This window comes from Endozoicomonas numazuensis (assembly GCF_000722635.1).
GTDB classification, from domain to species: domain Bacteria; phylum Pseudomonadota; class Gammaproteobacteria; order Pseudomonadales; family Endozoicomonadaceae; genus Endozoicomonas_A; species Endozoicomonas_A numazuensis.
Genome location: NZ_JOKH01000002.1, coordinates 1,043,244 through 1,054,006, shown reverse-complemented (window position 1 = coordinate 1,054,006; position 10,763 = coordinate 1,043,244). Strand labels below are relative to the sequence as shown.

Sequence of the window (10,763 nt, the reverse complement as noted above, 5' to 3'; positions counted from 1 at the left end):
TACACATAACAATTAGCTGACGGGTTGCATGGAAGCAGCACAAAGATTTTGACCCCACAGCTTGTAAACCCATCTGCTTGATTATTTTTATATGGATATCTTTCTCTCTTCAGTTGCTTATTCTCCTACCTGACAAGCTGAATTTTTCCACCATACTACCTCTTGATTTGCAGTGAGACTTTTTCCTGTATCTGCATTTTGGCTAACGGAACTTCATAAGAGGCGTATTTTTCGTATGGCGCCGACTCTTTCTTGACTAAACGAGATGGAAGCAGGATGAAGCGACAGCTTTGGTTGGTGATATTTTCAGTGATGTCGGCGGTAGGCTTATTGTTTTCCTGGCAGGCCTTTGCCTTGACAGATTTGCAGCGTCTTGAAAAAGCAGCCTCTGATGAAGGCCGGTTGGAAACCGCGACGATGCCTGATGACTGGGCTAACTGGGGCCAGACATGGCGTGATCTGAGAAAAAGGTATGGCATTGCTCAGAGAGATACGGATATGAGCAGTGCTGAGGTGATTTCAAAAATAAAGGCAGAACGTAAACATTCAACTCTGGATATTGGTGACTCTGGTCTTGAGTTTGCCAGTGTAGCCAAGTCTCAATCTATTACCCAGCCCTATAAGCCATCCACCTGGCATGAAATTCCTGATTGGGCAAAGGATCCGGATGGTCACTGGATGCTGTCTTATACAGGAACAATGTCTTTTATTGTAAACCTTGAAAAAGTGAAATCAGTCCCCCGAAGCTGGAAGGACCTGCTCAACGGCCGCCAGAAATTATCCATTGGACCCGTAGGGAAAGGGAGTCAGCCTACGAATGCGGTATTGTCAGCATCCATTGCAATGGGGGGGAGTGAAGAAGATCTCATGCCGGGCATCAGGCTGTTCTCAAAATTAGCTCAGGAGAAGCGGCTGACACTTGTTCCTCCCAGTGTTACTAATCTTGAGCGGGGAGAAATAGAAGTCGCAGTACTCTGGGATTTTAATGCGTTGAACTACAGAAACATCATTGACCCTAAAAAGTTTGAAGTGGTCATTCCCAGCGATGGTTCTGTCATCAGTGGCTACAGCACTATTATCAATAAGTGGGCGAAGCACCCCAACGCCGCCAAATTGGCGCGTGAATATATTCTTAGTGATGCGGGCCAGATTAATCTGGCCAGAGGCTTTGCCCGGCCTATTCGACCTGTGTCCCTGCCTGATGACGTAAAAAAATATCTTTTACCTGAGGAGCAATATCGTAATGCGCGTTTGATCAAGGATGTTTCTGCATGGCGAAGAAGTGCCAGAGAGGTACCTTATCTGTGGCAGGATTATGTGCTTTTTTATCTCAATTGAAATGTCTGAGCAAACGCAGCTTTGTGAAGAGTGTCTTCTTAAACCAGGCATCGAGATCAGTAATCGAACTTAAGCGATTCGAATCTATTTTTTATAGAAAATTATTTACTGAAGAATAATCAAACTCGACTAGTATTTCTCGAACGGTTTTGACTTTTATGCTTTGAAACTTAGGGTTTCTAGGAGGCTGACCGAGAATAGCGTCCGAGCATAAAATTCAGTAGAACGAGTCAGCTTTTTCACTGGATTTGTGCGAATAGTTGACCTATTTAAGCAAATCCAGTGGAAAAGATGGCCGTTCTTTCTGGATTTTAGGCCGGACTGTCTATTCTCGGTCAGCCTCCTAGACGTCTGACCACTATTTTTGGTCAAGCTCCTATGGCTTATCAGTCAGACTTGCATGCAGGTAGCAGTGTTTTTCGACTGCTCTGTGTAAAGGTTGTTCCCGGTGTTAACCGTGAACGGGTATCCGGAGTGAATCATGAGTAACAAGCTCATACTGATTATTCTTGACGGTTTGAACTATCAGGTGGCTCGTGAATGTATGGGGTGCCTGATGGGGTATGTAGAACTGTCCCGGGCCCAGTTGCACAAACTGGTCTGTGAACTACCCAGTCTCTCCAGACCTCTCTATGAAACCATACTGACGGGAGCTCGCCCTCTTGATCATGGTGTTCTTTCGAACAATATGGCCAGAAGGTCAAATCAGAGCAGCATTTTCTCCCTGGCCAGGGATCATGGCAAAACGACAGCCGCCGCAGCCTATTTTATGTTCAGTGAGCTTTACAATCATACGCCTTTCCAGCCACTGAAAGATCGATTTCAAAACAATCCGGCTCAATTAATCCAGAATGGTCTTTTCTATTGGCTTGACCATTATCCTGACAGCCATCTTTTTGCTGATGCTGAATATCTTAGAGCCACTCATGACCCTGACTTTCTTTTGATTCATCCAATGAATGTAGATGATGCAGGACACCACTATGGTTCGCTGTCGGCAGAGTATCGTATGGCAGCGAGCTCAGTGGATGTACAGATGGCCGAATATCTGCCTGACTGGGTAGAGGCTGGATATCAGATCTTGGTAACCAGTGATCACGGTATGAACGGTATGTGCAGTCATGGTGGTACGTTGGCCGAAGAGCGTGAAGTGCCATTGTTTCTGCTGGGGGAAACGTTTGATGACCTTCGAAGTATGCAGCTGAAGCAGTTGCATATATGTGGCTTGGCTTGTGAAGCTCTGGGAATTGAGCAACATGGTAAGTTGTTGCCTATAAGCTCTGTTCACTGAGAAGTACAATATGGCTTTTTACAAGGCGAAAAGAGCGGCGCTTTTGCTGTTGGCACCCTTTATTCTGACTTTTTTTCTTTTTCAAGTTCTTCCTCTGCTGTGGGTGTTAGTGAACAGTTTCAAAAGCAATATGGGGGAAGAGTGGGGGGTGGACAATTACCAGTTTATTTTGGAAAGCCGATATTTCCGACAGGCAATCTACAACAGTCTGAAAATCAGTATTTACTCTAGTATTGCTGGAATGTTGCTGGCTTTGCCCTGCGCCTGGTCACTGCATCGACTGTCCGGTCGCCTCAAAGAAGCAACCCTGACGATCTCTAATATGATTGCCAACTTTTCCGGTGTTCCACTGGCATTTGCATTTGTTATTTTGCTGGGAGCTAATGGTTGTCTAATAGCTTTGCTTGATCAGCTGAATATTGGACATGGTTTTAATCTTTACTCAGCCTTTGGCCTTATTCTGATATACAGCTATTTTCAAATCCCATTGGCTATTTTGCTGATGCTTCCGGCCATGGAAGGGCTCAGGGATGAATGGCAGGAAGCGGCTTGTCTACTGGGGGCTGGTAAGTTTCGATACTGGTTGAATATTGGGCTACCGGTTCTGATGCCCGGTATTCTTGGGACTTTTATTATCCTCTTTGCGAATGCCATGGGGACTATGGCTACTGCTTTTGCCCTGACAGGGGGTAATTACAACCTTCTCACGATCAGAATCAGTAATCTGATTTCCGGCGATATCTTTCTGGACCCCTGGCTCGCAAGTGCCCTCTCTATGATCCTGGTTTTTATTCTGATGTTGGTAACACTGGCAAATGAATGGTTAATCAAGCCGGGGAGGCTACGTGCGAAGGTCAAATAGTATCGGACATCTGTCAGTTATCATCGTATTCATGTCGATAATGATGCTGCCACTGCTGGGAACCTTGCTCTATTCCATAAGTACCAGCTGGTCTTCAGGCATGCTACCCGACGGCGTTACCTTTAAGTGGTACAAAATTCTGTTTGTCGAGCATCGATTCTTACAGGCGATGATGAATTCTATTATGGTGTGCCTGGGGGCGCTTATACTGACCCTGATATTGGTGGTTCCGACGGCATTTATTGTTTTCTACTATTTCCCTTTCTTAAAACCCTTCATGAATTTCATTATTTTGCTGCCCTTTGCTGTGCCACCGGTGGTGTCTTCGGTTGGGTTGCTGCAAATCTTCTCTAATGATGTGATCACGCTGACAGGAACTCCGTGGATTTTATTAGGGGCTTACTTCACGGTAGCTTTGCCTTTTTCCTACCGAGCTATTGCCAACAATATGGCGAATCTTAATCTTCAGGATATGCTGGATGCCGCTCATTTATTGGGCGCGAGCACTTTTCGGGCTTTTTTTACCATTGTGTTACCGAATTTGAAAACGGGTTTGATGATTTCCCTGTTCTTGAGTTTTTCTCTGCTGATTGGAGAATTTGTGTTTGCCAATATTCTGGTGGGAACCCGGTTTGAAACGGTGCAGGTGTATCTGTTCAATATGAAGGCAAGAAGCGGACATTTCAGTAGTGCGGTGGTGGTCAGTTATTTTCTGGTGATCATGCTGATGACGATACTGGCCGGGCAGTGGGGAAAAAAACAATGAGCTTCCTCAGGGCGCAGGGACTGGAAAAAAAGTATGACGATAGTCTGGTCTTTACCCACATCGATTTTGCTCTGGAGAAAGGCGAATTTGTCACGCTTCTGGGACCTTCAGGCTGTGGAAAATCAACATTGCTACGATGTGTTGCAGGCCTTACTCAGTTAGACGAAGGGCAGCTATTTATTGATAGCGCAAACGTCACCGATTTGCCTGCCAGAGAACGTGGTATTGCGATGGTATTTCAGAGCTATGCGCTCTTTCCAAATATGACGGTTCGGGAGAATATTGCTTTTGGTTTGAAAATGCAGAAAGTCCCTCTTTCTGAGCGATCCCGGCGGGTTATAGAGGCGATAGAACTCGTAGAGTTGGGAGGGAAGGAACAGCGTTATCCTTCAGAACTTTCAGGCGGGCAATGTCAGAGGGTTGCACTGGCAAGATCTCTGATTGTGAGGCCTAGAATACTGTTGTTAGACGAACCGTTATCGGCTTTGGATGCCCGAATCAGAAAAAATCTGCGTGAACAACTTCGGTCCATTCAAAAGGAATTGGGATTGACCACTTTGTTTGTTACTCATGATCAGGAAGAAGCGCTGACACTGTCAGATCGAATTCTGTTGATGAACCATGGCAAGATTATTCAAAACGGGACGGCGGAAGCAATATACACGGAGCCTGCCAATGCTTTTGTTGTTCGTTTTATAGGAAACTATAACCTGCTGAGTAGCACTCAGGCGTATCAAGCGCTCGGAATAAAGTCAGAAAAGCAGATTGCTATCAGGCCGGAGTCTATCTACGTTCGTGAAGAAGGCCGCCAGTATGCGGATCATGTACGGCATCCGGTACGTGGTCAGGTGGTTGACTATTTGCTTTTGGGTAATGTCATTCGTTACCGCGTCAATGTCAGTGGAGTAGAATTGCTGGTGGACTTGCTCAATAGAAGTTCAGAGCGGATCTTTCCCGCAGGCGCTCCACTCGAGCTGTTATTCAACACTCGGGAAATCAGAGAAGTAGACGAAGATACACAAGAAGCGGTCTAGTGCAGCTAAGTGTACATACTCCGTCATCCTGAGCTGTCGAAGGATGCTGGTCACGCACTTCGACAACCTCAGTGCGAACGGTATGGGGTAGAGGGTTAAGGCTCTTCAATCAAAAATTGATCGGTCAACAATGGCCTTGCATCACTTAAACTGTCCAGGATAGCGTATGTATGCTGTTGTACATCTTCTTCCGGAGGTAGGTAGTCTGGCACCATTATCGTTCGGCACCCAGCCTTGAAGGCAGATCGTATCCCATTGTTTGAATCTTCAAAAACCACAGTTTCTTCAGGCGCAACCTCCAGCTTTTGGCACGCCAGCAGGTAAGGTTCAGGATCTGGTTTTCCGTTTACAACCTGTTCAGATGTGACCACGACATTAAAGCTTGCGAGCTCGCTTCTAGAGGCAAAATGATGATTAACAGAAGTGCTTCTTGAAGACGTTACCAGACCTAATTTCAGAGGTTGGGAGCGTAGCCATTGAAACAGTTCTACAAACCCCTTTTTTGTCTGAGTGGGGTGGGAGTTGATGTACTCCTGATAAAAGTCTTTTTTCTGTTGGTAAAAGGCTTCTGCCGGACAATCCTTTCCAAAGAGCTCATTGAGTAGTATCAGGGTTTTTTTGCCTGTGGTGGCAGTACTGTGTTTAAAAAAAATGTCATTGATTTCGTACCCAAAGGACTGGCCGGCCAGTATCCAGCACTGTCGATGAATGACTTCGGTGTCAAAGATCAGTCCATCCATATCGAACAGCACAGCTTTCAGTTCATTTTTCATAGGCTTTAGTAGTGTGTTGGGCTTCTCTTATTCTAACATTGTGTAGATGTTAATTGTTTCGAGTTAGCTTGTTGATCTGATAGTAATAAAATATAGGCTCATATTTTATTTTTAGGTGTTTCCTGGAGTACTGCTTTAGACTGGTCTTTCGATTGTAATGTGAGGTCTGGTTACTTTTGGTGAATTTTTCAAAAGTAATGATGTCTGACTTCAGGTGATGGGTGAGTCGAGTTAGACTTGTCCGGTCAGTATAAAAATGAGCTGATGTTTTTAGCTCATAGCGGTTTAATCTAAATGTACTTTTTAAAATGTAATTCTCTATGACTGAAACTCATCAGCCCTGTTGTACTGAATTACCAGAAATGTCTTCAGAGCAGTTGGCCAGGCTGGCCTCTCTTTTCAGACTTCTGGGGGATGAGGGGCGCCTCAAGTTGGTTATGGCTTGCATTGATGCTCCACAGCCTGTCTGCTGCCTGTCAGAAATTTCAGGTATGTCTCAACCGTTGACTAGTCACCATCTCAGAGGGCTCAGAGAAGCAAGAATTCTCAAATCTTCCCGTAGAGGTAAGCAGGTGCTCTACGAGCTGGATGACCATCATATCCGGCATGTTGTGCTTGATCTTGCCAGTCATGTTCTGGAACCTTGTGACTGACTGCTATTAAAAATGGACTAAAGTTTTATTTTTTCTTGTAAAGGCTTTCCCTGCTGCGGTTATCAATGTCTTTTGATGACCGCAATCTAAACCTTTCCGTTCATCGGGCGAATTCAATAGACAGCTATTCATGAAGAAATTCATCCCTTCAATCTGGGTGATGAAATAATTTTCATAGTAGACCGTTAAATATCAGCCAGGGAGGCTCAGTGGTGTCCGATTCAGGGAAAGATACCAAGCAGAATGCTCAAGAGGGATTGGGCAGGTTTGATGTGCTGGCCACAGGAGGAATGAAAACCGCAGGACTTTCCGGAAAAAGTCCCATTCTTCTGAAAGGACTGGGTGATTACAGTATTGCAATAGAACCTGCTGGAGAGGCTCAATTGGTGTCGAGCACACAGGCTTCTGTTGATCTGGCTGCGGAGCTTTTAGATCTTCTTCATCCTGGTATGAATGTACCTTCACGGCAAATTCTGAGAGATGTTAATCTTGAAGGCCGGGATCTGGAACGAGTCTGTTTCAATCAAACCGATCTGAAAGGCAGTTATTTCAGGAAGGCCAAGCTGAGAGGAGCCCGATTTAAAGGGTGCGATTTATCCGGTGCTGATTTCAGAGGCGCAGATCTCAAGGACACTATTTTTGAAGACTCTATTCTGGATGGCGCCGATCTGAGGCAGTGCAGACTGGACGATGCCCGGCTGGTAGACAGTAACCTATTCGCGGTGAATTTTGACCAGAGTTGTCTGGATAATGCAGTGATTGAGAGCTGTAATATGGGGGCTCAAAGCTTTCATAACAGTTCATGCATGGGCTTGAAGATGCACAACAGCCAGATTATTCATGGCTTTCTGGATGACGCAAATTTTACAGGGTCAGAACTCAGAAATATTGAATTCAGAGATTGCACCCTGTCGAGTACTCACTTCAATAATGCCTTGATGGAAGAGTGCCATTTCAGAGGTTGTGACAGTTTACAGGACGGACCTGTATTTTCCGGTGGTACTTTAAACAAGGTGGTAATGACCGACTGTGAATTCAATGTCCCCAAGCTGGTCAGAACCCGAATCTCAAACAGTTGTTTTACTCGAGTCGATCTGGATTCTGCGTTGATGGAAGGTACCCAGTTCAACGAGGTGGTTTTTGAACAGGGTGAGTTCAGGGAATGTTACAGCCTTGAAGAGAGTCCATCGTTTAACCACTGTCGTCTCGATCATATTACGATTGATCAAGCTGAATTCAGCCATGCCCGATTTGATCGCAGCTCATTTGTAGGAGCATTGATTAGGGACTCTGATTTTGGAGCCTGGACCATGAATCACACCGGTCTGGATGGAGAAACTTCAATCGAATGAGTATCGGTTGATTCAGACCCCGGGCAAGAATAAGAGGAGGTGAACCATGAACTTATTACCTCCTGATTCAAATCAGCAGCCTGGCCGATTAGTCGGAACCTCACATACTGCTCCCCAGCAACAAGATCAATCAATCCGTCCAGTGGATGTACGACGGCAATCTCCCGATATACCCCCCTCTTTTGTTGATAGACCACTCATTAATGGAAAAATTACACCGCTTTCAAATGGACTGGCCCTGTTGGCCTGTCGAGCATTATCAGTGGTTTCGAAATGGGCCAGAGACAAGACGGCTGTGACTTTATTGTTCAGAGCTGAAAATGACTATCTGAAGGGAAATCATCTAAAGGCTGTTCGATGGCTCAATCAGTTACAGGTTTATCAGGGTTTTTTGGAAACTACAGAAGACAGTATTTATCGTCGTTTTAAAGAGTTGTATCTAAAGTTGGGAGGAAATCCTGACAGTACCGGGGTAAAGTTGCCATCGCCAGCGCAGATCAAAAAGTGGCAAAAAATCAAAGTACCCGATTACTGGTTGGTTCTGGGATCAGAAGGGAGTGGTAGAAACAGTCTTGTTCAGGCAGTGGGAGACTCGTATACAAGAGGAAACCGGCTTTTCGAATCTGTTGGAAAAGAACTTGATGAAACCCAGTTTAAAGATTCTGGCCATCTGTATATCCCCGGGAAGTCGTTGAAATACAAAACGATGCTCGTACAAACCAAACCCGATGGTGGCGTTACAGATGAGCTTTCCCTTTCTTTGAATGAGGCTCAGCAGGTGACCTATACATTCGATATGCTCAATCCGGATTTTGAGGCGGAGCTTCAGGAATTATCGACTTTACTAAGACATTTCAATGCCAACTCAATGGATCTGGATAAGTTTCACATTACTTTGGCTCATGCGAATCAATTAGGCCAAACTTTTTCGGAAGATGTGATCTGGTGGCGTAGCAGGATAAAAAATCATCTGACTTCTGAGGCTGGTTTGGCAGAAGATCAGGCTGAAAAGCTGGTGAGTGCGCGTTTGTCTTTTGCAGGGAGTCCCAAGACTCGTAAAAGCCGTCTTGGAGTATCTCAAAATGTGGGAAAAGATTGGCGTTTCAAGCTGTTTCCCACACGGCCTGTATCAGATCAATCGATTTGAAGGTTTCCATCACTGATCAAGTTGTTCAGAATTTCCGAATCAGTGCTGCCTCCACCATAACCAGAGAGGTCAACGCCCTCCAGCTTGATCTTTTGGGTGACTCCCCCGTTGGCGTCAGGCTTCACTTCGATGGTGGTATCACCGTTATCAAAGTTCAGGCTGAGATATTGATCAAGGGGCTCTGCATCGTTCACTAAAACATCGCTCAGATCAATAATGTCCCCACCAGAGCCTGTATGGAAATCCTTGATAATATCCTCTGCCGGGGTGACTAATGATCCCATATCAGAAGCTTCCCAGATAAAGGTATCGCTGTCATTACCACCGGTAAGAACGTCATCGCCGGCTCCGCCAGTGATTTGATCACTCTGATCTGTATTGACTGTTTCCTGTGCCACTTGTTCAGTGGTAGTGGCCGTTAGCCGGACATTATCAAACGCAACCTGGTAGCCACTGTTCTTGACCAGCTCTATGGTTATAGGCTGACCCACTGCAGCAGAGTTTGCTGCAATAGAGGAACCATCTAGAGTCAGTGTCAGTGTTTCAAACTGCCCTTCTGCCGGAGTTAAAGAGCCATCTGCAACAAGTGTTACTCCACCTGCTTTGATACGCACTTCATAATCACCCATCCCAGCAGAATTTTTGTGATTACCGATATCCACCTGCAACTCATAAACAGAGTTAAGGTCAAAGTTCTCAGATAATGTCTGCGAGATAACCCCGCCATCTTGATTGATGAATGCAGTATCTGTACCTTCCGTAGACTGCTCATCCAATGCTACTGAGTCGTAGTCATGGATACCGTTTTGACCGCTTCCTGAGAAATTCCAGGCTGTCCCTGTTGGATTGTGAACAAAACTGTTGTCGCCCAGAGACTGACTTTCAAAGCTTGAGTCACCGATTGAAATACTGCGTTTGGTTTCCTTATTCGCTGTGAATGTCAGGCTGTCATCCCAGGCATTAGTTCCCGTATTGGTCATGGTCAAGTCATTAAGGTCACTGCCTTTGAGTGCCCAGGTACCATCACCATTATCGGTGCCGGCTGAAAGAGCAACATCTGAAGCTACATCTACGACGATATCCGGAGTAGGCAGGTCGTAATAACTTTGCCCACTCACCGGTTCAGCACCCGCAGGCAACATATCGTAAAACTGGAAAGGTTCTGCGGTCGAACTGCTGACAACCATATCCGCTCCGAAATTCCCCTGCCAGTAAACCAGCTCCACTTCATATAGGCCGTCCTGAGGCGCTGTGAAGTTTCCAGAACTTGTAGCGACCCCTCTGGGGGCGGTGAACTCAGTAACGGTGTCACCATTGATTTTCAACCTGAAACCATCATCCGAGGCCACATTAAAATCATGGGTACCTGCTGTTAGACGAATATAACCCGTCATCTTGAGCGCAAATGTCTGACCTGGCATATCACCATTACCGGTCAGAGTACTGCTATCGCTGCCAATAAAGTCTGCCAGAGTATGATTACCACTTCTGGTGTAATTGAACGTTGAAGCCGTAAAGGTTGAAATTGGATTATTGTTTTCAACCAG

At 45.6% G+C, this 10,763-nt stretch carries 10 protein-coding genes; 8 read left to right on the top strand and 2 right to left on the bottom strand.

Annotated features, from left to right (window positions below):
- The first annotated feature begins 276 nt into the window (after window positions 1-276).
- The 5 genes from GZ78_RS11945 to GZ78_RS11925 all read left to right on the top strand — a co-directional run bounded on the left by GZ78_RS11945 (window position 277) and on the right by GZ78_RS11925 (window position 5,291).
- On the top strand, window positions 277-1,338 hold the full coding sequence (locus GZ78_RS11945; RefSeq protein ID WP_034835714.1) for an ABC transporter substrate-binding protein: 1,062 nt from the start codon (window positions 277-279) through the stop codon (window positions 1,336-1,338).
- Between the two features lie 481 nt (window positions 1,339-1,819).
- Window positions 1,820-2,629: an alkaline phosphatase family protein gene (locus GZ78_RS11940; RefSeq protein ID WP_034835711.1), complete on the top strand. Its 810-nt coding sequence runs from the start codon at window positions 1,820-1,822 to the stop codon at window positions 2,627-2,629.
- Between the two features lie 10 nt (window positions 2,630-2,639).
- Window positions 2,640-3,491, top strand: a complete 852-nt coding sequence (locus GZ78_RS11935) for an ABC transporter permease (protein ID WP_034835708.1) — start codon at window positions 2,640-2,642, stop codon at window positions 3,489-3,491.
- A gap of 31 nt (window positions 3,492-3,522) precedes the next feature.
- Window positions 3,523-4,257: an ABC transporter permease gene (locus tag GZ78_RS11930; RefSeq protein ID WP_051786089.1), complete on the top strand. Its 735-nt coding sequence runs from the start codon at window positions 3,523-3,525 to the stop codon at window positions 4,255-4,257.
- Window positions 4,254-5,291 (top strand): ABC transporter ATP-binding protein, encoded by a 1,038-nt coding sequence (locus GZ78_RS11925; RefSeq protein ID WP_034835703.1) that lies wholly within the window; start codon window positions 4,254-4,256, stop codon window positions 5,289-5,291. The genes GZ78_RS11930 and GZ78_RS11925 overlap by 4 nt, the downstream gene beginning before the upstream one ends.
- Before the next feature lie 95 nt (window positions 5,292-5,386).
- Here GZ78_RS11925 and GZ78_RS11920 read toward each other — a convergent pair whose 3' ends face one another.
- Entirely contained in the window at window positions 5,387-6,064 is a 678-nt protein-coding gene (locus tag GZ78_RS11920; protein WP_051786088.1) for an HAD family hydrolase, read from the bottom strand.
- A 320-nt stretch (window positions 6,065-6,384) separates the two neighbouring features.
- Between GZ78_RS11920 and GZ78_RS11915 the strand changes: the two genes are divergently transcribed.
- The 3 genes from GZ78_RS11915 (at window position 6,385) to GZ78_RS11905 (ending at window position 9,216) form a co-directional block, all read left to right on the top strand.
- Window positions 6,385-6,717 (top strand): ArsR/SmtB family transcription factor, encoded by a 333-nt coding sequence (locus GZ78_RS11915; protein ID WP_034835701.1) that lies wholly within the window; start codon window positions 6,385-6,387, stop codon window positions 6,715-6,717.
- A 209-nt stretch (window positions 6,718-6,926) separates the two neighbouring features.
- Window positions 6,927-8,069 (top strand): pentapeptide repeat-containing protein, encoded by a 1,143-nt coding sequence (locus GZ78_RS27435; protein ID WP_051786087.1) that lies wholly within the window; start codon window positions 6,927-6,929, stop codon window positions 8,067-8,069.
- Window positions 8,070-8,115: 46 nt separating this feature from the next.
- The gene (locus GZ78_RS11905) at window positions 8,116-9,216 is read left to right on the top strand and encodes a hypothetical protein (protein WP_034835698.1); all 1,101 of its coding nucleotides are present in this window, start codon (window positions 8,116-8,118) and stop codon (window positions 9,214-9,216) included.
- Here GZ78_RS11905 and GZ78_RS29450 read toward each other — a convergent pair.
- Window positions 9,204-10,763 (bottom strand): type I secretion C-terminal target domain-containing protein (locus GZ78_RS29450; protein ID WP_051786086.1); only part of this gene is annotated, 1,560 nt, incomplete at its 5' end. The genes GZ78_RS11905 and GZ78_RS29450 overlap by 13 nt on opposite strands.

Excerpts from the sequence above, each read along its gene's own strand:
- GZ78_RS11945 (WP_034835714.1), top strand. The coding sequence starts at position 277 with ATGAAGCGACAGCTTTGGTTGGTGATATTTTCAGTGATGTCGGCGGTA.
- GZ78_RS11905 (WP_034835698.1), top strand. The coding sequence starts at position 8,116 with ATGAACTTATTACCTCCTGATTCAAATCAGCAGCCTGGCCGATTAGTC.
- GZ78_RS11930 (WP_051786089.1), top strand. The coding sequence starts at position 3,523 with ATGTCGATAATGATGCTGCCACTGCTGGGAACCTTGCTCTATTCCATA.
- GZ78_RS11925 (WP_034835703.1), top strand. The coding sequence starts at position 4,254 with ATGAGCTTCCTCAGGGCGCAGGGACTGGAAAAAAAGTATGACGATAGT.
- GZ78_RS11920 (WP_051786088.1), bottom strand. The coding sequence starts at position 6,064 with ATGAAAAATGAACTGAAAGCTGTGCTGTTCGATATGGATGGACTGATC.
- GZ78_RS11915 (WP_034835701.1), top strand. The coding sequence starts at position 6,385 with ATGACTGAAACTCATCAGCCCTGTTGTACTGAATTACCAGAAATGTCT.
- GZ78_RS11940 (WP_034835711.1), top strand. The coding sequence starts at position 1,820 with ATGAGTAACAAGCTCATACTGATTATTCTTGACGGTTTGAACTATCAG.
- GZ78_RS11935 (WP_034835708.1), top strand. The coding sequence starts at position 2,640 with ATGGCTTTTTACAAGGCGAAAAGAGCGGCGCTTTTGCTGTTGGCACCC.